The sequence below is a fragment of the Intrasporangium sp. genome, assembly GCF_032907665.1.
Lineage (GTDB): Bacteria > Actinomycetota > Actinomycetes > Actinomycetales > Dermatophilaceae > Intrasporangium.
On the sequence record NZ_JAJJPG010000007.1, the window covers coordinates 46,719 to 67,073 of the forward strand.

The following is a 20,355-nucleotide window of genomic DNA, read 5'->3' on the forward strand; positions in this document are numbered from 1 at the left end:
CTCGAATGGCCCCACCGTCCACAGGCGGCGCACTCCGTGGATTCCATGCTGTGCACGTCGGGGCCACTCGAGTGATGGGGGAGGAGGTGTTGCGGGAGGTGTGGTGGAGCGGAACCGGCCCAGCGGCATACGGCAGGAACGTGGGTCAGTGGCTGAGGAGCTGGCTGACGCTGGGGCCGGAGCGCGGTGTCGGCTCGCGGTTGTAGAGCCAGCGGGCCCAGACGAACGCCGCCGCCCAGATCACCAGACACCAGGCCACTGCGGCCATCCACGAGGAGCCGACCGGGGCACCGGTCACGAGCCCGCGGAGGGTCTCGATGATCGGCGTGAAGGGCTGGTGCTCGCCGAACCACTGCATGCCGTCGGGCATCCGCTCCGGAGGGACGAAGCCACTGCTGACCAGGGGCAGGAACTGCGGGATGAGGGACATCGAGTTCGCGGTGGCCGCACTCCCGCTGAGCAGGCCGAAGGCCGTGCCGAGCCACGTGAGGGCGATGGCGCTGAGGGCCACGAGGCCCAGCGCGCCGAGCCAGCCGAGCAGGCCGGCCTGCGATCGGAAGCCCAGCGCGAAGGCGACCCCGAAGATGCACGCCACCGAGACGACGCTGCGCAGCACCGCGCCGGCCACCTGTCCCGTGAGGACCGAGGTGCGGGCGATCGCCATCGTGCGGAAACGGGCGATGACGCCTTCGTTCTTGTCCACGCTGAGGTTCACGGCCGTCGCAGCGACTCCGCTGGCCAGACCCATGACGACGATGCCGGGCGTCAGGTAGGACACGTAGCCCCCTGCGGGGCCGCCGAGCTGTGCCGCCATGACGTCGCCGAACATGCCGACGAAGATGAGCATGAAGACGACAGGGGTGACGATGCTGCTCACCGTCATCATCGGGTTGCGCAGCGAGCGCTTCCAGTCACGTCGCAGCATCGTCATGGCGTCGCGAAAGCCACTCGACTCGCGGTGTCCGCCCAGTGTGTAGGCGGTGTGGACGTGGGTCGTCATCGGGCTGTCTCCTTGGTGTCGGACCCGGTCAGGGCGAGGAAGACGTCGTCGAGGTCGGGCAGATGGACCGACAGGGCGGCGACGTCGACCGCCTCGTGGTCAAGGCGAGCGAGGACCGATCGGATCGACTCCACGCTGCCGTCGCTCGGGATGCGCAGGACGAGGGAGTCGCGCTCGATGGGTCCCCCCTCGTCGTCGGCCTCGCGTGCGACGTGACCCAGCGCCACGGCGGCCGCCGTGAGGTCTGCCGCGTCGGTGAACTCGAGCAGCACGTGCCCTCCCGGAACGAGCCGTTTGAGCTCGGCCGGGCTGCCCTCCGCGATGATCCGGCCGTGGTCGAGCACGCTGATCCGGTCAGCGAGCCCATCCGCCTCCTCGAGGTACTGCGTCGTGAGGAAGACCGTCACGCCGTTGCTGACGAGATCACGGATCATCCCCCAGAGCTGCCTCCGGCTGCGCGGGTCGAGCCCGGTGGTGGGCTCGTCGAGGAAGATGACCCGCGGCGTGCTCATCAGCGTCATCGCCAGGTCGAGTCGGCGGCGCATGCCCCCGGAGTAGGTCGCCGGGAGTGCACCCGCCGCATCGGCGAGCCCGAAGTCGTCGAGCAGTCTCGTCGAGCGCTCCGTGACGGTCGCGGGATCGAGGTGGTTGAGCTCGCCCATGAGGCGAAGGTTCTCGGCGCCGGTGAGCAGTGAGTCGACCGCGGAGAACTGGCCGGTCACCCCGATGACTCCACGGATGCCCTGGGGATCGTCATCGAGGTCGAAGCCGCCGACCCGGACCTCACCCGCGTCTCGCCGGATGAGCGTGGACAGGATGTTGACCGTGGTCGTCTTGCCGCTGCCGTTGGGGCCGAGGAGGGCGTGGACGGTGCCGGGGGCGACCTCGAGGTCGATGCCGTCGAGGACGACCTTGGCGCCGAACGACCTGCGCAGGCCCCGAACCGAGATGGCCGCCGAAATGGGCGAAGGGGAGCAGGATTCAGGCATGGGTGTACTCCTTCCTGAAGTACGTGGAGGGTGCTGCAGGAACCCGGTTGTTCTGGTGCAGTGGTGGTGGGTGGCGCGGCCGGGCCTCACGGCCTCCGGACCGTGATGGACCCGTACGAGGTGTGGGCCTCGACCAGGACGCGCTCGAGGCCCTCCGACGGGACCCCGCTCGACGTGAGCTCGTTGCGGATGCGGCCGTGCTCCGTGCTGACGTCGAGCCGAGCGGCGGTCCCTTCGGGGATCCCGACCTCGATGTCGGCGTAGCTCGTCGTGAGGTTCAGGCTCCCGCTGACGGCCCGTCGCACCCGAACCTGTCCATAGGGTGCCGTGGCCGTGACCTCTCCGGCGACCGTCCCGAGTTCGACCTCCCCGGCCGAGGACTTGATGCGCGCCGTGCCGGTGACCTCCTCGAGGCGGACCCCGCCCGCGAGCGACTGGAGAGTCGCAGACGCGCCCGCCCGGCCCGCCATGACGTCCCCGGCCGATGACTGCGCCTCGAGGACCTCGGCATCCTCGACGCGGACGTCACCGGCTTGGGTCCGAGCCCGACAGCGGTGCACGGTGCCGGCGATCTCGATGTCACCCACGCCGGCCGTCGCCTCCACGTCAGAGCCCGAGGGCAGCTCCACCGTGACGATGACGGCGCCGGGGCGGCCGAGCAGTCCAAGGAGGCGCTGCTTCGGCGCCTTGATGCCGAGCCGACCATCGGCGAACGTCACCGTCGTGCCCTCGGCCTGGTCGATGTCGTTGCGTCGGCCCTCGCGCGCCGGCCTCACCTCCACCGAGGTCCTGGTGGTGTCGACGGCCATGACGACGATCTCGCCGACCCCGATGTCGATCAGGGCATGGATGGCTTCCGGGGTCTCGAAGGAATGCGCGTGTGGCAGGCTCACTGGACCCACCCCTCGAGGCGCTGGCCGCCCAGGGCACGCCCGCCGTTGCGAGGAGGCGCGGTCGTGGGGGCGGCAGGTCGGAGCGCCGCGGTCAGGGTACGGACGAGGAAGGCATTGACCGACAGCCCCTCTCGCTCGGCCGCCGCCTCGATCTGCGCCTTGAGCCGGTCCGGCGGGCGGAAGCTGATCCGCGCCGTGCCTGCCTCCCCCGAGTCACCGGGCTCGGCGGGCAGGCCGGTGCCGGCGGGCTCGGCGGGCTCGGCGGGCTGGGCGGGCTGGAACTCGCCACCACCGGGACCGGTCGGCCGCGTCACGACGAAGGAGATCTCGCGGCCCCGGAGGCGCAGCTCCGCGGAACCCGGGGCGAGCTCGAGCGTCACTTCCTGCATGGCGTCGGCCAAGGCATCCTGCAGGACCAGTCGGGCGGTCGACTGCAAAGGGACCGCGAGCCGTTCGGCCAGCTCGACCATCTCGTCGCCGCCCAGTGCTGCCGCGTCGGCGAGCTGCCGAGTCAGGGCGGTCAGGTAGACATCCAGGTTCATGACGCCAGTTTGGCGCCAACTTGGCGTCACGTCAAGACCACGGGACGCCAAGGTCGACGCCAAGAAGGCGTCACAGTGCTTCGCGGTGACTCCGCTGCTCTCGAGTGGCCCCGGTGTCCACTGGGGGGCCGTGCACGATGGGGCCACTCGACGATCGGGCGCCCGGCGGTGAGAGGGGTCGCGTCAGTAGCCCATCCCACCGTCCGGGGAGGACGGCATCGTGCTGATCGGCCGGCCTGTCGGGTCGAGCACGTACCAGGCGCCATTCACCCCCTGGCCCTTGACGTCGCCGGCCGCGACGTCCTGGGCGAAGTAGTAGAGCGGCCACCCGTCGAGCGTGACCTGCCTCCGCCCTGCGACATCGATCGTCGCGACCGTGCCCGTCACCCCGGTCGCCTGCGGAGCGCCGTCCCCGGCAACGGCGGGCGGCCACACGTCGAGGCACTCCGCCGTGCACGCACTGGACGCCGCGCCCTGGGTGTCCTTGGTGAAGAGGTAGAGCACCCGGCCGTTCGCGTCGGTCACCACCTCCCCGAGGGCGGTCGAGGCAACCTTGAGCTCGGTCACCTCGGCCTGCGGCGCGACCGGCGTCTCGGGCTCAGCGGTGCCGCAGGCAGCGAGCAGAGGCCCCACCGCGACCGCGGCGAGGATGATGGGGACGGAATGCCGGGTCATGCACCCGAGGACGCCACCCCGAGCGGGAAGGTTCGATGAACCGAAACCATCGCCCGGGCGTCTCCTGGGGCAGCAGTGCCGAGGGAGGTAGGTGAGATGCCGCTCGACGACGAGGCCGTCGAGGCGATCTACCGCGAGCACGGTCCGATGCTCCGGCGGGTCGTCTGGCGTGCGACGAGCGACGTCGACCGGGTGGACGACATCGTCCAGGAGACGATCCTGCGGGTCTGGCGGCAGGCGCCCGACGCGGACAGCCTCCGCGCCTACCTCATCACCACGGCCCGTCACCTCATCGTCGACCAGCACCGGGCCGCCGGGCGGCGCCCCCAGCAGGCCCGTCTCGTCGACCTGCCCGAAGCCGAGTCCGCCATCGACCGGGCCCTGGACCAGGTCCTCGTCGAGGAAGCCCTCGCCCGCCTCCAGCCCTCCCACCGCGAGGTCGTCACCTGTCTGTACTACGAAAGGCTCTCGGTGGCCGAGACCGCCCGCCGCGTGGGTGTGCCCGAGGGCACTGTGAAGTCCCGCGCCTACTACGCCGTGCGCAGCCTGCGCGTCATCCTCGACGAGATGGGGGTGACGCGATGACCGAGCACGACCGGCTCCACCTGCTCCTCGGCGGCTACGTGCTCGGCGGGCTGTCCGACGAGGACCACCGCGAGTTCACCGAGCACCTGCGCACGTGCACCGTCTGCCAGCAGGAGCTCGGCCAGGTGTCCGGGCTCCCGCGGATGCTCTCGTTCGTCGACCGCCCCACCAACCCCGAGAGGTATGCCGCTGAGCCGGCGCCCGGGCCACCGGGTGGTGAGAGCGGGGCTGGGTCGGGGACGAGCGGTCTTGCCGACCTCCTCGCGGAGGCGCGGCGCCGGCGGCGACGTCGGAAGGGCTGGCTCGCAGCCGCAGCCAGCGTCGCGGCCGCGGCGGTCTTCGGCGCCGGGGTCTGGCTCGGCCCGGGACTGCTCGACCCGCCGCCCCCGTCGGAGCACTACACCGCCACGGCTGCGACCGGCTCGTCCGCACAGGTCGGGGTCGACCTCGTGGAACGCGGTTGGGGAACCCAGCTCAACCTGGCCTGCTCCGACATGCCGGTCGGTGAGGAGATCGTCGTCTATGTCGTCGACGCCACGGGCCGGGAGTCCGCGGCGGGGTCCTGGCTGGGGACGCAGTCGGGCTACGCCACCGTGACGGGTGCGACGGCGCTGCGGCCCGACCAGATCCGGTCCATCGAGGTCCGCACCGCCTCGGGCGAGGTCCTCGCCACGGCCCGGACCTGACGCGTGGCCAGTCGGTCAGTCAGCCAGGTCGGGGGGCCAGACGACGCGGAAACGCTCAAGGACGATCTCGTCGGACTCGGACCACGTGTCGCCGCGGGCGGCGCAGGTGCGCACCCAGTAGCGGCGGTGCCCGTCCCGCCAGGTCTCGAGGGTGCGGTCGCCCTCGCCCTCGTCGCTGGCGAAGGCCTCGTCGACGTCCTCGAACGTCGCGAGGCGCAGCTCGACCGACCGGAGCACCACGCGGGGGCGGCCGCTCCCGTCGCACGCGATCCAGTGGGAACCGACCCTCGGAAGTGGATCGCCCTGCGCCGCGAAGTCGGCGACGAGGGCCGCCGTGGCTCGCTTGGGCCCGGTGAGGACCAGGTCGAGGAGCTCGTCCGCCAGGGCGTCGGAGTCGCCGAACCGCTCCACGGTGTAGTCCGGGCAGGCTCGCACTGCCTGCGGGTGGGCTTGGGCGTAGGTCTCCCACAGCTCGGCTGCCGCGTCCCGGTCGACGGGCGTGACGCGGTTGGCCTCGTGGGGGTCGCTCATGCTGCACCTCGGCTCGTTGACACCGGCTCGTTGACACCGGCTGGTTGGGACGCTGAAGGGTCCGGCTCGCGATGCGCAGGCGCGACCCCGGACCCTTGGTGGCGGTTAACGTACCTCAACGGGCCAGCCGCCCAAGCGATGATTCCCCTGACTCCCTGATTCCGCTGTCAGAGGTGCGGCGCGGGACCAGCCCCCCGGTCCCGCGCCGGCTTTCCCCTCGCCCGCACAGAGGGCGCTCTCTCCGCCCTGATACACGGCCACGAGCACAGCGCTCATTCGGCCGACCTGCGCCCGCGTGGCTGGACGATACCCACTCGTGGGCGTCCGCCAGGGGGCCTTCTTCTCTCGTCCGTCGATGTGCAACCCATCGGTTGCACTCAGGTGTACGACATGCAACTCTGGGGTTGCAGGAATTCGTCACCGCGACCAAGGAGCTCACCATGACCACGCAGGGCATTCCGAACACCATCGAGCGGCAGGTCGAGATCGCGGCTCCGATCGAGCGCGTCTGGGGCCTGGTCTCCGAGCCGGGCTGGTGGATCAACGAAGGCACGATCCGCACCCATCGGATCGAGCCCGCTGACGGCCACGTGGTCGTCCACGACGAGACGCACGGCGCCTTCCCCATCGAGACGATCGAGCTGCGCGAGCCTGTCTACGCGTCGTTCCGCTGGCTCTCCGCGCAGGACGAGGAGCACGGCAGCGACCATATCCCGACGATCGTCGAGTTCACGTTGGAGCCCACCAGCGGCGGCGTCATCGTGCGCGTCGTCGAGACCGGTTTCGCCGAGGCGGGCGACGCAGCCGACGACGTCCGCGCGGCGGCGCATCGTGACAACACGGAGGGCTGGGAGGTCGAGCTCGCGGCCGCACGAACTCACCTCGAGCAGGCCTGACACCGAAGGAGACCCGCATGCCCCCTCGCACCGGCGCGACTGTCACGGCCGTCTTCACCTGCCTCGCCGATGAGAGCCGGCGTGACGTGCTCGAAGTCCTCGTGCAGTCCGGCCGGGCCAGCGCGAGCGCCATCGCCCGCGAGGTGGGGATCTCCCGGCAGGGAGTGGCCAAGCACCTGACCCTGTTGACCGAGGCCGGGCTCGTCACGTCCGAGCGGGTCGGTCGTGAGGTGCTCTACGTGGTTCAGCCCGAGCCGTTGCAGGACGCGGCCCGATGGCTCGACCGTTCAGCGGCGGCCTGGGACCGACGCCTCGCAGCCCTGAAGGCCGCCGCAGAGAAGCCGGGCACCTGACGCGTGGGTGACGCCTCCACGGGATGCGAGACAGGCGGCGGCGCGGCAGCTCAGACCGCGGCGAGGTAGTCGGCGAGCTCTGCCGGGCGGGATAGTGCCATGAGGTGTCCGCCGGGGAGAACATCCGGCTCGACGCCCAGCCGCTGCCGTGCGACGCACTGCTGGAAGGCGACGGGGAACAGCCGGTCGTCGCGGCCGGCGACGACCCGGACCGGGACGGGCGGCGGCCACTGCCTGAGGTCGCAGGGCGCCTCGAAGACGGCGTCCGCCTCGTCCTTCATGTGCTCGGCACCTGATTCGAACACCTCTGGTGCGACGTCGTGGAGAAAGTGGACGTGGAGGTCGACGTCCACCGGCCAGCCACCCTCTTCTGCCGCGATCCGCATGGCGGCCTCTTGGTCGACGTGCTCCCCCCAATCGCCGGCCCTCTCGCCTGGCTGCGGGATCATCGCATTGACGAAGACGAGCTCGCGCAGCGTCGGGTGCGCACCGGTGGCCGCCACCTGCGCCGCGGTGAACCCGCCGAGGGACTGCGCGACGAGGACGACGTCCGGCGCAGAGTCGACCGCTGCGCCGACGAGCTCGGCGTACTCGGGCAGGCCGCGGGAGGGATCCTCCGCGGGGAGGTCGAGGGCCAGGGCCTGGTGGCCGGCCTCGACGAGGAGGGGGACGACGCGGTGCCAGTACCAACCTGCGCCCCCGGCGCCAGGCACGAGAACAAATGTGGTCACTGTCAACATTCTAGGGAGGGGTGTCTCCGATCGCCAGACCGTGGCCGAACGCGAAGAGCGGGTCGTCGAAGCCCGGCACGTCCCCCCGGGCTGCACCGATCGTCCCGAGCGCGCAAGAGGAAATCCCGAACAGCAGGTCGCGCTACCGTCTCACTCGTGATGACCGATCTGACGACCCCCGACGGCACGGCCGAGGCCTGGCTCGCCCGACCCGCCGACATCGATGCAACCGCACCGGTCCCCGGTGTCCTGCTCTTCATGGACGCGTTCGGACTGCGGCCCCGAATCTTCGAGATGGCCGACCGGGTCGCATCGTGGGGCTACGTCGTGCTGGCGCCGAATGTCTTCTACCGCAGCGGAACCGCCGCGGAGGTGGCCCCCGACGGACCGCTCGACTCGGACGAGGCGCGGCGCGAGTTCTTCAAGGTCGCCTCGCCGCGCATCTCCGGACTGACGACGAAGCGTGCGCTGCCCGACATCGCCGCCTACCTCGAGGCGTTGACGTCGCGACCGGACGTGACGACACCGGTCGGGGTCGTCGGGTACTGCATGGGCGCCCGGCTCGCCGTCCGCGCTGCGACCGCGCACCCCGACGTCGTCGCCGCGTGCGGTGCCTTCCACGGGGGCGGTCTGGCCAGCGACGCCGCCGACAGCCCGCACCTCGGACTGGCCGCGGCCCGAGCGGAGTTCGTCTTCGGTCATGCGGACCACGACGCCTCGATGGACGCCGAGGCCGTCGCCCGGCTCGAGGGGGCGCTGCGCTCAGCCGGCCTCACCGCGACCAACGAGATCTACGAGGGCGCCGGCCACGGCTACACCATGGCGGACACGCCGGTCTACGACGAGGCCGCAACGGAGCGGCACTTCGCCGCGTTGCGCGACCTCTTCGACCGCACGCTGCGGTGACCGCACCTGCTGTGACCGCACCTGCAGGGACCTCGCCCGGCATCAGCCCTCGAGCCAGACTCCCCCGCGCATGACGTCCCGCGCGGCGAGCTCGTTCTCCTCGCGCCACGCCTGGACCCGAGTGGGCCGCACCCGGAAGTAGAGATACCGGGACCGCAGCGACCTCGGGTCGAAGCCGGTCCGAGCAGCGAAGCGGTCGCCCTCGTCGCCCGGCAGGTCTGCGGCCTCGATGACCTCGATGTCGCCGTCCACCATGACGACGTCGCGGGTCCTGCCGAAGCCGAGCCGGACCCCTCCTCTGGCCGCGAGCGCCCGGCCGGTCGGGCTCGCGGCGCTCGTCGAGAGCAGGACGCTCGCACCGTCCCAGTCGAAGGAGAGCGGCACGAGGTGGGGTGCCCCGATGAGGGGGTCGCTCGTCGCGACCCAGCAGTCGATCTCGCGGTCCAGCATCGCCCGAGTGTCCGCGATCCGCTGTCGCAGGGACCGTGCGGGAGGAGGTGGGGTCTGCGTCACCGTGCAGATCCTTCCAGACGGGGCCACCCGCGACGGTGTCGTATGCCGCTGAGCCGGCCCAGCGGCATACGACACCTTCGTGGGCGGTCGGCCCAGACTAGGCTCGGCGGGGTGGCTGGGCGTATGCGGGCATCGGTCGTCCTCGGATCAGGCGGGGCACGCGGCTACGCCCACATCGGCGCACTCCAGGTGCTCGGCGAACGCGGCATCGAGGTGGCCGCCATCGCGGGCACGTCCATGGGTGCCCTCGTCGGAGGGGTCGCTGCCGCCGGCGGTCTCGACGAGTACACCGACTGGGCGTTGTCGCTCACTCAGCGGGAGGTCTTCCGGCTGCTCGACTTCACGCTGTCCGCGCCGGGCGGGGCCATCCGCGCCGAGCGGATCATCGCCAAGGTGGGCGACATCCTCGGCGACCTGGCCATCGAGGACCTGCCGATCCCCTACACCGCGGTGGCCACCGACCTGGCCGCTCGCCGCGAGGTGTGGTTCCAGCGCGGTCCGGTCGTGCACGCGATCCGGGCGTCGATCGCGATCCCGGGGGTCATCACACCCATCGTCATCAACGGGAGGACCCTCGTCGACGGCGGCCTGCTCAACCCGTTGCCCATCGAGCCGACCGCCGCGGTGAGCGCCGACGTCACTGTCGCCGTGAGCCTGTCCGGCGCGAGGGCCCGGACGGGACAGGCGACGCCGGTCAAGGAGACCTCCGAGGCCAGGCCGCTGGAGGAGTGGACGTCCAGGCTGCGCCGGAGCACGGCGGAGGTCCTCGAGTCGGAGCGCCTGCGCGCCCTCGCCAACCGCTTCGCGGTCGGGCACCGCAAGGACGAGGCTGCGGAGGATCCTGACGCCGCCGAGTGGGTGCTGGGCACGGCCGACATCGGCACCCTCGACCTGCTCAACATGAGCTTCGAGACGATGAGTGCGCTCATCAGCCGCTACCGGATGGCGAGCAACCCGCCGGACATCCTCGTCACCGTCCCCTCCAACGCCGTGAGCACGCTCGACTTCCACCGGGCCGCGGAGATGATCGAGCTGGGCCGTTCGCTGACCATCGCGGCCCTCGACCGCGCCGGCTACTGAGGCCGTCTGACCTCGCTGTCGGTGGGCGGCAGGACAGTGGAGCGATGACGGTCCTCGTGCACGCCGATGCCGACGCGTTCCTCGCGTCCGTGGAGCAGCGCGACGACGCCCGCCTGCGCGGCCGACCCATCGTCGTCGGTGAGCAGGTGGTCGCCTGCCCCTCCTACGAGGCGCGGGCCCTCGGGGTGCGGGCCGGTATGCCCCTGGGCCAGGTCGGCCGGCGGTGGCCGCAGGTGCGGCTGGTGCCGTTTCGTCCCGAGGCCTACGACGAGGCATCGGCGCGGCTCTTCGAGGTCTTCCGCCGCTTCACGCCGCTCGTGGAGCCGGGGTCGATGGAGGAGGCCTTCCTCGACGTCACCGGTCGGGACCGTGGTGACCCCGCGGGCCTGGCGAGGGCCCTCCGCGTCGCAGCCCGCACCGAGGTGGGACTGCCCGTCAGCGTCGGCGTCGGCCGGACCAAGCTCATGGCCAAGCTGGCCAGCCGCAGGGCGAAGCCCGACGGGCTCGTCGTCGTCGATGCCGCCCTCGAGAGCCACCTGCGGCCCCGCCTCCGCCTCGACGACCTGTGGGGAGTGGGTCCAGCGACCTACGAGAGGCTTCACGCCACAGGCCTGTTCACGGTCGGTGACCTCGTCGGGAGGACCGAGTCCGACCTTCGCGCACAGGGCGTGTCCACGGCGATGGCGCGGCGCCTCGTGCGCATCGCGGCGGGGACCGATGACGCGACGATCCGCCTGCCGACCGCCCGCCGGTCGGTCGCGGCCAGCCGCTCGATGCCGTCGACGCGGAGCCGCTCCGCCGTGCGCGACGCGCTGGCTGGGCACGTGACGCGAGCCCTGGAGCGCCTGGGTGACGATCCTCGCCTTCCCCGCCGACTCGAGGTGCTCATCCGCTTCGACGACGGGGCCGGGCTCCAGCAGCGGGGTGCGCTGCCCGAGCCGTCGCGCGACCACGCTGTCGTCCGCGCCGTGGCCGACGCGCTCCTCGAGGCGACCGGATGGGAGCACGACGGGCGCGGCGTCACGCTCGTCGGCGTCTCCCTGCACCTCCCCCCGACAGAAACCCCCCTTGACGTGAAGCCCGCTCGAGCTCCCATCATGGGTCCCGTGAACCGGCCCGACACCGTGAAACCGCCCCGCCCGGCCCTGGCAACCGAGGTCCTCTCCGCCTACCTCGCCCGCATCGGCGTCTCGGAGCCGCCCAGTGCGCCAACGTGGGAGGCCCTGGCGACGCTGCAGCGGGCGCATCTGACGCACGTCCCGTTCGAGAACCTCGACATCGGCCTGGGCCGTCCGATCCGCCTCGACCACGAGAGCGTCGTGCGCAAGGTGGTCTCGGATCGCCGGGGCGGGTACTGCTTCGAGCTCAACGGGCTCTTCGCCACACTCCTCACGACGACGGGGTATGCCGTTGAGCTCCTCAGCGCCCGCGTGAGCCGCGCCGGTGGTGGGCTGAGCGAGGAGTTCGACCACCTCGCGCTCCTGGTTCGGTCGCCGCACCTGTCCCAGCCCCACCTCGTGGACGTCGGCTTCGGTGACGCCTTCCTCGAGCCGCTGCCCCTCGAGGACGGCTTCAGCCGACAGGAGGGCGACAAGGCGGTCGGTCTCGCACGGACGGAAGCGGACACCTGGGCCTACCGCGAGGACCACGGCCGCGGCTGGGAGGTCCAGTACATCTTCTCGACGAGAGCGCGGCTCCTGTCGGAGTTCGAGGCTCGCAACCGCTGGCAGCAGACCTCGCCGGAGAGTCGCTTCACGCGAAGCCGCGTGGCCTCCCGCCTCGCCGAAGCCGGTCGCGTGACCCTGACGATCTCGGCCGGGAGACCTCGTCTCATCATGACCGAGGGCAGGGTCCGATCGGAGCGTGACGTGCCCGTCGAGGAGGTCGTGGACGTCCTCGACCGGGACTTCGGGATCCGCCTCGACGAGGCGGACGTGCGGCGCCTCGCCACTCTCCCCTGACACCGAGCCCGGCGACACACGACCCCTGTCGTGTGCCGTCGGGCTCGCGTGCGCTCAGTCGCGCGGGAGTGCGGCGGGCAGGTCCGCGGGGTCTGCGGTCGGCCAGGCCTCGGGGCCCGGCCCGAGGCGGTGCAGCTGCTCGACCTGGTCTCGGCACCACGACGAGACCGCTACGCGGCCGGCGAGGACGTCGCGGGCGAAGTCGCCCCAGTCGACCCAGGCAGTGTCTGCGACCTCCGCACCCGCGGGCGATGGGTCGCCCGCGGCCCGGCCGACGAGGACGGGGCACAGCTCCCACTCGACGACACCGCCCATCTCGGCGCGGTAGGCGAAGCGCGGGAGCACGAGCCGGAGGTCTCGCACCTCGAGACCGAGCTCGGCGACGGCGCGGCGGCGCACGGCGTCGGCGAGCCGTTCGCCCGGGCCGGGATGACCGCAGGCGGAGTTCGTCCAGACGCCCGGGAAGGTCGTCTTGTCGAGGGCACGCTGCGTCAGCAGGAGCTCGCCGCGGTCGTTGAAGAGGTAGGCGGAGAAGGCGAGATGCAGTGGAGTGTCGGTGCCGTGGACCGTTGCCTTCGGTGCGGTGCCGAGGGCGCGGCCCTCCGGGCTGAGCAGGACGACGAGCTCCTCGTCCAGGGTCGGGTCGGTCATCGGGTCGGTCATCGGATCGGCCTCGCGAGCTCGTTGACGGCGACGCGGAAGACACCGGGCAGCGCTGAAGCCGCCGGCACGATGAGCTTGCGGCCCAGTGCGGGTCGGCTCATCTGCACGAGGCTGCGGGTCAACAGGGCATAGCGTCGGGTCGCTGCTCGCCAGGCCCTCTCGTAGGACTGCGGGTCGGCGGCGGCGATCGCGGCCACCGCGGCCCGGGCATGCGCGAGGCCGAGGGAGATCCCCTCGCCGGTGAGCGCATCGACGTAGCCGCTCGCGTCGCCTGCGAGCAGGACACGCCCGGCCACTCGTCGCGTCGTGCGCTGGTGAAGCGGCCCACCGCCGCGCAACGCTGTCATCACCGGAGCGCCCCCGAGTCGCTCACGCAGGTCCGGGAACCCGTCGAGATGGCCCTCCGGACCGTGACGTCGGTCGCTGAGGACGGCGACGCCCACGAGGTCGTCGGCGACCGGCGTCACGTAGGCCTCGCCGTGGGCGCCCCAGTGCACCTCGACGTAGTCGCCCCACGGGGCGACGCCGTAGTGCTGGCGCAGACCGTAGCGCTTGGCCCAGCGAGGGTGCCGGGAGGGAGCGCGCGGTGCGCTGCCCAGCCCGAGATGGCGGCGGATCGGCGAGTGGAGACCGTCTGCGGCCACGACCCAGCGAGCGCGCAGCGTCGGCCCCCGAGACCCCGACGCCTCGGTGCGAACGGTGACAGCCGCGTCGTCCTGCGTGAGCCCGGCGCCGGCCAGGGCGCGCATCTCGATGCCCTCCGCCTCGACGGCGTCGAGCATGGCCCGGTGGAGACGCGTTCGGCGAATGCCGCGACCGGGTCCTGCCGTGAAGTCGGCCTCGGCGCCGCGGCCGCCGGCGAGGTAGCGAATCCCGCGCAGGTCATGGCCGGGCGGGTCGACACCCAGCGAGACGAGAGCCTGCAGACCCCCGGGCATCAGGCCCTCGCCACAGGCCTTGTCGATGACCCCGGCGCGCGGCTCCAGGACGAGGGCCTCCAAGCCGCTCCGGGCGGCATAGAGGGCCGCGGCGAGTCCGACCGGTCCACCACCGATGACGATGACATCAACCACCGGGGTGTTTCCGGAGGCGGTCACGATGCCCCCGCGAGCTCGCGCAGGGCGAGGTTCTCGACACGGATCCGCGCCGCCAGCAGAGCGGCGTTCGCGATCGTGAAGACTCCTGCCGTCACCCAGGCGCTGTGGACGAGCGGCAGGGCGAGGCCCTCGGCGACGACGGCCACATAGTTCGGGTGGGGCAGGAGGCGGTACGGACCGCGGCGCACGAGCGGCAGGCCCGGCACGACGATGACCCGGGTGTTCCACTGCCGACCGAGCGTTGCGATGCACCACCAGCGCAGGGCCTGCGAGAGGACGACGACGGCGAGCATGGACCACCCCAGAGCGGGGACGAAGGAGCGGTCAGCGAGCCACACCTCGGCGAGCGCGCCCACGAGCAGGCCACTGTGGAGGACGACCATGACGGGATAGTGGCCCTGGCCACGCTCCACCCCACCCCGCGCTAACGCCCACGCCGCGTGACGATTCGACACGACGAGCTCGGCGAGCCGCTCGAGGCCGACGAGGAGGACCAGCCCAGTGAAGAGCCACGGCGACAGGTGGGACACGGGAGCCACCCTCAGTCGGCCGCGCGGAGCAGGACGAGCTCGAGACAGAAGCCCGGCCCCATCGCGAGCAGCAGCCCCCAGCTCCCCGGCCCCGGAGAGCGGTCGCGCAAGGTGTCGGCGAGCACGTGCAGCACCGAGGCCGAGCTGAGGTTGCCGATCCGGTCGAGGGATTGCCACGTGACCGCCAGCGCCTCCCGGTCGACCTCGAGCGCCTCCTCCATCGCCTCGAGCACCTTGGGGCCGCCCGGGTGGGCGACCCACCAGCCGATGTCGGCGCGGGTCAGACCCTGGTCGGCGAGGAAGCGGTCGACGTCACCGCGCACGTTGGCCCGCACCAGGTCGGGCACCTCCACGCCGAGGACGATCCGCAGGCCGGTCGCACCGACGTCCCACCCCATGGCGCGTTCGGTGTCGGCATAGAGCCGACTGCGCGTTGCGACCACCCGCGGCAGGACCGTCGCCACGGCGGCCGGCCGCTCGACCGGGTCGCCCCGCTGTTCGGCCACGCGACCGGCTCGACGGTCTCCCACCATGACGACGGCGGCCGCTCCGTCGCCGAAGAGCCCGCTGGCGACGAGGTTGGCGACCGACGCGTCGTCTCGCTGCACGGTGAGGCTGCAGAGCTCGACGGACAGGAGGACCGCCACGTCGTCGGCGTGCCCGGCGAGGTAGTCATGCACCCGCGCGATCCCCGCGGCTCCCGCGACGCACCCCAGTCCGACGAGTGGCACGCGCTTCACGTCGTCACGCAGCCCGATCTCGCCCGCGATGCGCGCGTCGAGGGAGGGGACCGCGAGGCCGGTGATCGTGGTGGAGACGATGAGGTCGACGTCAGTCGGGCCGAGGCCGGCAGCGGCCAGGGCCTTGGTCACGGCGTCTGCCCCGAGCTCGGTGGCAACGCGGATGAACTCGTCGTTGGCCTCGCCGAAGTCGGCCAGCCGCCAGTATCGCTCGAGTGGGAGGGCGAGGTGGCGGCGGCTGACCCCGGCATTGGCGTGGAAGCGCTCGAGGACCAGGCGGTCGGACCCGGTCGAGCCGAGGACTTCGGCGAAGGCGCTCGTGATCTCCGCCTGGCCGTAGGTGTGCTCCGGCAGGACGCCCTCGACAGCCGCAAGGTGGCTCACCCGGCCAGCCTAAGCGCACCGCGCACCGCGCACCCCCGGCCGCGCGGCCCTAGGCTCAACGCGTGTCGACCAGAGGGGTCATCCGCGGGCTCCTGCTCGCCAGCCATCCGGGACCGACCGCCGCCGTCACGTCCTTCACCGCGATCCTGGCCGCAGCGGCGGGCCACAGCCTCGCCCGGGGCGTCCTCGTCACGTCCGCGGTCCTCTTCGGCCAGCTCTCGATCGGCTGGTCGAACGACCTCGTCGACGCCGCCCGGGACCGCGCCGTCGGGCGGGCCGACAAGCCGGTCGCGCGCGGCGACGTGTCGGAGACGACGGTCCGCGCCGCGACCGTCCTGGCCCTGCTGACCTGCATCGTCCTGTCCTTGGCCTGTGGCCCCGAGTCCGCCGCCGTGCACCTGCTCCTCGGCGTCGCCTCGGGCTGGGCGTACAACCTGTGGTTCAAGCGGACGGCCCTCTCGCCGCTGCCCTACGCCGTCGCCTTCGCCGCCCTGCCCGCCGTGGTGACCCTCGCCCTGCCGACGCCCGCGTGGCCGCCCGCGTGGGTGCTGCTGACCGGTGCCCTGCTCGGCACCGGTGCCCACCTGCTCAACGCCCTGCCGGACCTCGCCGACGACGAGGCAACCGGGGTCCGGGGGCTACCCCACCGCCTCGGGCCCGCGGCGGTTCGGCTCCTCGCTCCCGGCGTTCTCCTCGCTGGATCGGTGGTGGCCGCCATCGGGCACGGCCCGGGCACCTGGGCGGCGACCCTGCTCGTCACCTGTGTCGTCCTCGCCGGCATCGCCGTCGCAGGCCGCGGCAAGGTCCCGTTCGTGGCCGCCGTCGGCATCGCGCTCGCGAACGTCCTCAGCCTCGTCGTGGGCGGCAGCTAGCCGGGCTGTCGATCAGGCAGGGCGACCTCCTGCCGGAGCGCGTGGAGGGTGTCGAGCTCTCGGTCGAGCTCGCGTCGTCTGGCTTCGAGCCGCTCGACCTGCTGGGTCAACAGCTCCTCCATGACCCCGTTGCGTTGTTCGGTCGGCACCTCGAGGCACGGCAGGAGCTCGTTGATCGTAAGGCTGCTCAGCCCGGCCGCGAAGAGGTGCTGGATCATGACGACACGGTCGACCATCGACTCGTCGAAGACGCGCCAGCCTCGACTCGTCCGGGTGGAGCGGATGAGCCCGTGCTCCTCGTAGTACCGCAGTGAGCGGGCGCTGACCCCGGTGGCTTCGGCCAGTTCCCCGATACGCATCACTACCTCCCTGGCAACGCGTCGACGGCTCCCACTATTGCACTTCACACCAGTGTGAGGACGCACGATCGGCGGGCACCGCCTCCGAGCACGAAAGGACCCACCATGCACTGGCTGCACCTCGGGATCGCCGTCGTCTTCGAGATCGCCGTGGCCATCTCCGCCGGCAAGGCCCATGGCTTCACCCGGCCGGGCTGGACCGCCGCCACCCTGGTCAGCGGGGGAATCGCGACCTACTTCCTCAGCCGGGCCCTGCTCACGTTCGACGTCGGGGTGGGATACGCCATCTGGACCGCCGTCGCCGGCGTCGGCATCGTCATCCTCGGCGCCGTCGTGTTCGCCCAGCGCCTCGACTGGCGCAGGCTCGTCGGAATCGTCGCCGTCATCGCTGGAGTCATCGGTCTGCAGCTGAGCGGAGCTGCCTGAACCAGCCCTCGCTGACCAGCCCGGTACCCCCGCACCCCGCTCGATGCAGACCTGACACATCTGAAAGGCACCCCATGACCTCCGACACCATCGTCCAGCCACTCCCCCGCACCCACGGCCGCGCTACAGCCAAGGCCTGGCTCACCCTCCTCCTGGCCGGAGCCTTCGAGGTCGGCTACGCCCTGTCCGTCGGCGGCAGCAACGGATTCACCGTTCTGCCCTGGTCGCTCGCCGCCGTCGCCTTCTTCCTGTTGACCCTCTTCGCACTGAGCCTCGCCCTGCGCACCATCGACGTCGGCATCGGCTACGCCGTGTGGGCGGGTATCGGGGCCGTGGGAGCATCGCTGCTCGGACCCGTGTTCTTCGACGAGCAGCTCACCCCGGCCAAGGCGTTCTGGCTCACCGTCATCATCGCCGGCGTGGTCTGGCTCAAGCTCGCCGACTCCGCCGAGGAGCCTGCCGGCTAGGTGGCCCGCCACGCAGACAGGCGGGCCTCGGCGCCGTGTCAGCCCAGCGGCATACGATCGACCGGTGAGCGCCAAGGCAGCGGTACTCGAGGTCCCCGGCCCCGACGGCACGGTCCGCGACGTGCGGATCTCCAGCCCCGACCGGGTGCTCTGGCCAGCGTCCGGCATGGCCGACGGCCAGCCCGTCACCAAGCTCGATCTCGCCAACTACATTCTTGCCGTGGGCGATCCGCTGATGCGGGCTCTCGGCGACCGGCCCGTCACGCTGCAGCGCTTCCCCGAGGGCATCGAGGGCGAGGAGTTCTTCAGCAAGAACCCACCCAAGGGCGTGCCGGAGTACACACGCACCGTCATGTGCACCTATCCCTCCGGTCGCAAGCACCTCCAGCTCGTCGTCGACGAGGTCGCGAGCGCGATGTGGGCCGTGCAGATGAACGCCATCACCTTCCACCCCTGGCCGGTGCGCACGGCGAACGTCGACAACCCCGACGAGCTGCGGATCGACCTCGACCCGCAGCCCGGCCGCGGCTTCCGCGACGCCGTCGAGGCGGCCTTCGCGCTTCGGGAGGTCATGGCCGAGATCGGCCTCACCGCCTGGGCGAAGACGTCCGGCAACCGCGGCGTCCACGTCTACGCCCGCATCGCGCCGACCCATGAGTTCCTCGACGTCCGGCACGGCGTCATCGGGATCGCCCGGGAGCTCGAGCGACGCCTGCCCGACCTCGTGACGACCTCGTGGTGGAAGGAGGAGCGCGGGGAGCGCGTCTTCGTCGACTTCAACCAGGCCTGTCGCGACCGGACCATCGCGTCGGCCTACTCCCCGCGTCCCCTGCCGGGGGCGCCCGTCTCCACACCGGTCACGTGGGCGGAGCTGCGCGACGCCGACCCCCGGGCCCTGACCGTCCGCAGCGTGCCCGGCCTGGTCGCGGATCGCGGGGACGCCTGGTCGGGGATCGACGCCGCCGTGGGCGATGTCGCCACCGCGATCGCGTTGTGGGACAAGGACATCGAGCGGGGCCTGGGTGAGCTGAACTTCCCGCCCGACTACCCGAAGATGCCCGGCGAGCCCCCTCGGGTGCAGCCGAGCAAGCGGCGCCAGGACAAGACCGACGCCGACTACATGGCGCCCAAGGCCGAGCGCGACGCCGAGCTGCGCGCGCTGTGGGGCCCCGTCCCGCCGCCGGTCCCCCCGATGCTCGCCAAGGCGGTCAAGGACTTCGGCGCCGTCAAGGGCGAGGTCGTCTACGAGCCGAAGTGGGACGGCTTCCGCTCGATCATCTTCCGCTCCGGCGACGAGGTCGAGATCGGCAGCCGCAACGAGAAGCCGATGACCCGCTACTTCCCCGAGATCGTCGAGGCGGTCAAGGCGAGCTTCCCCGACCGGGCCGTCATCGACGGCGAGATCATCCTCGTCGACCCGACCGACGGCAACCGCCTCGACTTCGAGCTGCTCCAGCAGCGGATCCACCCGGCCGCGTCGCGGGTGCGCAAGCTGTCCGTCGAGACCCCGGCGAGCTTCGTCGCCTTCGACCTGCTCGCGCTCGACGACCAGGACTTCACCGGCCGGCCGTTCACCGAGCGCCGGGCCGCCCTCGAGCGTGCCCTCGCCGATGCGCAGCCCCCGATCCACGTCACGGCGATGACGTCGGACCGGGACGAGGCGAGGGAGTGGTTCGAGCAGTTCGAGGGAGCGGGCCTCGACGGGGTCATCGCCAAACCGGTCGACGTCCGCTACGAGCCCGACAAGCGACTCATGTTCAAGATCAAGCACGAGCGCACCGCGGACTGCGTCGTCGCCGGCTACCGCACCCACAAGACCGACGCGGAGGCGATCGGTTCCCTCCTGCTCGGGCTCTACGACGGGTCCGGCAACCTCGCGAGCGTCGGCGTCATCGGCGCCTTCCCGATGGCCCGGCGGCGCGAGCTGTATGTCGAGCTCCAGCCGCTCGTCGCCGAGTGGGACGAGCACCCGTGGAACTGGGCCAAACCGGCTGACCCCGACGCCGCGGTGCGGACGCCGCGCAGCTCCGAGTTCTCCCGGTGGAACAACCAGAAGGACCTGTCCTTCACCCCGTTGCGGCCCGAGCGCGTCGTCGAGGTCCGCTACGACCACATGGAGGGGACTCGCTTCCGGCACACGGCGCAGTTCGTCCGATGGCGCGACGACCGCGCCCCGGAGTCCTGCACCTTCGAGCAGCTCGAGGAGCCGGTGAGCTACGACCTCGCCGACGTGCTCTCCGCTGGCCGCGACTGAGCCGCGCGCCCTGAGGACCGCGAGCCCGCTCAGCTGCCGGCGAACGCCCGCCAGGCGATGTCGTATGCCGCTGGGCTGGCGGCGGCGACCAGGCCCGGGGCCGCGATGTCGCTGGCGACGTAGGGCCTGCCATCCGTGCGTCCCACCTCGCCCCCTGCCTCGCGGACGATGAGGGTGCCGGGCACGTGGTCCCAGGGGCGCGTCGAGCCGTAGAGGAGGTAG

Annotated in this window: 25 protein-coding genes; 11 read left to right on the forward strand and 14 right to left on the reverse strand. The window is 71.8% G+C overall.

The genetic code is table 11. The features are described 5' to 3' along the window. Positions 1 to 145 precede the first annotated feature (145 nt). The 5 genes from LOY02_RS02340 to LOY02_RS02360 all read right to left on the reverse strand — a co-directional run bounded on the left by LOY02_RS02340 (position 146) and on the right by LOY02_RS02360 (position 4,099). Positions 146 to 1,000, reverse strand: a complete 855-nt coding sequence (locus LOY02_RS02340) for an ABC transporter permease (protein ID WP_317180711.1) — start codon at positions 998 to 1,000, stop codon at positions 146 to 148. Further along, positions 997 to 1,989, reverse strand: coding sequence for an ATP-binding cassette domain-containing protein (locus LOY02_RS02345; protein WP_317180712.1), 993 nt, complete (start codon positions 1,987 to 1,989; stop codon positions 997 to 999). The genes LOY02_RS02340 and LOY02_RS02345 overlap by 4 nt, the downstream gene beginning before the upstream one ends. Before the next feature lie 86 nt (positions 1,990 to 2,075). Continuing rightward, positions 2,076 to 2,882, reverse strand: a complete 807-nt coding sequence (locus LOY02_RS02350; RefSeq protein ID WP_317180713.1) for a DUF4097 family beta strand repeat-containing protein — start codon at positions 2,880 to 2,882, stop codon at positions 2,076 to 2,078. Then, positions 2,879 to 3,424, reverse strand: a complete 546-nt coding sequence (locus LOY02_RS02355; protein WP_317180714.1) for a histidine kinase — start codon at positions 3,422 to 3,424, stop codon at positions 2,879 to 2,881. Before LOY02_RS02355 ends, LOY02_RS02350 begins: the two co-directional genes overlap by 4 nt. A 183-nt stretch (positions 3,425 to 3,607) precedes the next feature. Beyond that, complete coding sequence (locus LOY02_RS02360) at positions 3,608 to 4,099, reverse strand: hypothetical protein (protein WP_317180715.1); 492 nt, start codon at positions 4,097 to 4,099, stop codon at positions 3,608 to 3,610. Between the two features lie 96 nt (positions 4,100 to 4,195). On the opposite strand from LOY02_RS02360, the gene LOY02_RS02365 reads away from it, so the two are divergent. Both LOY02_RS02365 and LOY02_RS02370 read left to right on the forward strand, forming a co-directional pair. Continuing rightward, positions 4,196 to 4,684, forward strand: a complete 489-nt coding sequence (locus LOY02_RS02365; RefSeq protein WP_317180716.1) for a sigma-70 family RNA polymerase sigma factor — start codon at positions 4,196 to 4,198, stop codon at positions 4,682 to 4,684. Then, complete coding sequence (locus LOY02_RS02370) at positions 4,681 to 5,370, forward strand: zf-HC2 domain-containing protein (protein WP_317180717.1); 690 nt, start codon at positions 4,681 to 4,683, stop codon at positions 5,368 to 5,370. Before LOY02_RS02365 ends, LOY02_RS02370 begins: the two co-directional genes overlap by 4 nt. Positions 5,371 to 5,385: 15 nt before the next feature. On the opposite strand, the gene LOY02_RS02375 is transcribed toward LOY02_RS02370, so the two are convergent. Further along, complete coding sequence (locus LOY02_RS02375; protein ID WP_317180718.1) at positions 5,386 to 5,901, reverse strand: ASCH domain-containing protein; 516 nt, start codon at positions 5,899 to 5,901, stop codon at positions 5,386 to 5,388. A gap of 440 nt (positions 5,902 to 6,341) precedes the next feature. On the opposite strand from LOY02_RS02375, the gene LOY02_RS02380 reads away from it, so the two are divergent. Together LOY02_RS02380 and LOY02_RS02385 are read left to right on the forward strand one after the other, a co-directional pair. Continuing rightward, positions 6,342 to 6,797, forward strand: coding sequence for an SRPBCC domain-containing protein (locus LOY02_RS02380; RefSeq protein ID WP_317180719.1), 456 nt, complete (start codon positions 6,342 to 6,344; stop codon positions 6,795 to 6,797). A gap of 17 nt (positions 6,798 to 6,814) precedes the next feature. Next, positions 6,815 to 7,150, forward strand: a complete 336-nt coding sequence (locus LOY02_RS02385) for a metalloregulator ArsR/SmtB family transcription factor (RefSeq protein WP_317180720.1) — start codon at positions 6,815 to 6,817, stop codon at positions 7,148 to 7,150. Between the two features lie 50 nt (positions 7,151 to 7,200). Here the strand turns inward: LOY02_RS02385 and LOY02_RS02390 are convergent, their stop codons facing one another. Then, positions 7,201 to 7,881, reverse strand: coding sequence for an alpha/beta hydrolase family protein (locus tag LOY02_RS02390; protein ID WP_317180721.1), 681 nt, complete (start codon positions 7,879 to 7,881; stop codon positions 7,201 to 7,203). A 159-nt stretch (positions 7,882 to 8,040) separates the two neighbouring features. On the opposite strand from LOY02_RS02390, the gene LOY02_RS02395 reads away from it, so the two are divergent. Next, entirely contained in the window at positions 8,041 to 8,787 is a 747-nt protein-coding gene (locus tag LOY02_RS02395) for a dienelactone hydrolase family protein (protein WP_317180722.1), read from the forward strand. Between the two features lie 42 nt (positions 8,788 to 8,829). Here the strand turns inward: LOY02_RS02395 and LOY02_RS02400 are convergent, their stop codons facing one another. Then, a complete protein-coding gene (locus LOY02_RS02400; protein WP_317180723.1) occupies positions 8,830 to 9,237 on the reverse strand; it encodes a pyridoxamine 5'-phosphate oxidase family protein in 408 nt (135 codons plus the stop codon). Between the two features lie 186 nt (positions 9,238 to 9,423). Between LOY02_RS02400 and LOY02_RS02405 the strand changes: the two genes are divergently transcribed. Together LOY02_RS02405 and LOY02_RS02410 are read left to right on the forward strand one after the other, a co-directional pair. Then, entirely contained in the window at positions 9,424 to 10,380 is a 957-nt protein-coding gene (locus LOY02_RS02405) for a patatin-like phospholipase family protein (protein ID WP_317180724.1), read from the forward strand. 44 nt (positions 10,381 to 10,424) lie between these two features. Beyond that, positions 10,425 to 12,341: an arylamine N-acetyltransferase gene (locus LOY02_RS02410; protein WP_317180725.1), complete on the forward strand. Its 1,917-nt coding sequence runs from the start codon at positions 10,425 to 10,427 to the stop codon at positions 12,339 to 12,341. Positions 12,342 to 12,395: 54 nt separating this feature from the next. Here the strand turns inward: LOY02_RS02410 and idi are convergent, their stop codons facing one another. The 4 genes from idi to LOY02_RS02430 are packed head-to-tail and all read right to left on the reverse strand — an operon-like array spanning position 12,396 to position 15,755. Then, the gene (gene idi, locus LOY02_RS02415; protein WP_317180726.1) at positions 12,396 to 13,004 is read right to left on the reverse strand and encodes an isopentenyl-diphosphate Delta-isomerase; all 609 of its coding nucleotides are present in this window, start codon (positions 13,002 to 13,004) and stop codon (positions 12,396 to 12,398) included. Further along, positions 13,001 to 14,101 (reverse strand): NAD(P)/FAD-dependent oxidoreductase, encoded by a 1,101-nt coding sequence (locus tag LOY02_RS02420; protein WP_317180727.1) that lies wholly within the window; start codon positions 14,099 to 14,101, stop codon positions 13,001 to 13,003. Before LOY02_RS02420 ends, idi begins: the two co-directional genes overlap by 4 nt. After that, positions 14,098 to 14,631, reverse strand: a complete 534-nt coding sequence (locus LOY02_RS02425) for an isoprenylcysteine carboxyl methyltransferase family protein (RefSeq protein WP_317180728.1) — start codon at positions 14,629 to 14,631, stop codon at positions 14,098 to 14,100. The genes LOY02_RS02420 and LOY02_RS02425 overlap by 4 nt, the downstream gene beginning before the upstream one ends. A gap of 11 nt (positions 14,632 to 14,642) precedes the next feature. Beyond that, complete coding sequence (locus LOY02_RS02430) at positions 14,643 to 15,755, reverse strand: type III polyketide synthase (RefSeq protein WP_317180729.1); 1,113 nt, start codon at positions 15,753 to 15,755, stop codon at positions 14,643 to 14,645. A gap of 62 nt (positions 15,756 to 15,817) precedes the next feature. Here LOY02_RS02430 and LOY02_RS02435 point away from each other — a divergent pair, with 62 nt between their 5' ends. Beyond that, positions 15,818 to 16,627, forward strand: coding sequence for a UbiA family prenyltransferase (locus LOY02_RS02435; RefSeq protein WP_317180730.1), 810 nt, complete (start codon positions 15,818 to 15,820; stop codon positions 16,625 to 16,627). On the opposite strand, the gene LOY02_RS02440 is transcribed toward LOY02_RS02435, so the two are convergent. After that, positions 16,624 to 16,986, reverse strand: coding sequence for a MerR family transcriptional regulator (locus tag LOY02_RS02440; RefSeq protein ID WP_317180731.1), 363 nt, complete (start codon positions 16,984 to 16,986; stop codon positions 16,624 to 16,626). The genes LOY02_RS02435 and LOY02_RS02440 overlap by 4 nt on opposite strands. A gap of 105 nt (positions 16,987 to 17,091) precedes the next feature. Between LOY02_RS02440 and LOY02_RS02445 the strand changes: the two genes are divergently transcribed. The 3 genes from LOY02_RS02445 (at position 17,092) to LOY02_RS02455 (ending at position 20,133) form a co-directional block, all read left to right on the forward strand. Next, the gene (locus tag LOY02_RS02445) at positions 17,092 to 17,412 is read left to right on the forward strand and encodes a multidrug efflux SMR transporter (protein WP_317180732.1); all 321 of its coding nucleotides are present in this window, start codon (positions 17,092 to 17,094) and stop codon (positions 17,410 to 17,412) included. 74 nt (positions 17,413 to 17,486) lie between these two features. Then, positions 17,487 to 17,879 carry a multidrug efflux SMR transporter gene (locus LOY02_RS02450; protein WP_317180733.1) on the forward strand — a complete coding sequence of 131 codons (393 nt, stop codon included), beginning with the start codon at positions 17,487 to 17,489 and terminating at the stop codon, positions 17,877 to 17,879. 64 nt (positions 17,880 to 17,943) lie between these two features. Beyond that, the gene (locus tag LOY02_RS02455) at positions 17,944 to 20,133 is read left to right on the forward strand and encodes an ATP-dependent DNA ligase (protein WP_317180734.1); all 2,190 of its coding nucleotides are present in this window, start codon (positions 17,944 to 17,946) and stop codon (positions 20,131 to 20,133) included. 29 nt (positions 20,134 to 20,162) lie between these two features. On the opposite strand, the gene LOY02_RS02460 is transcribed toward LOY02_RS02455, so the two are convergent. After that, a partial coding sequence (locus LOY02_RS02460) for an inositol monophosphatase family protein (RefSeq protein ID WP_317180735.1) occupies positions 20,163 to 20,355 on the reverse strand: 193 nt, incomplete at its 5' end.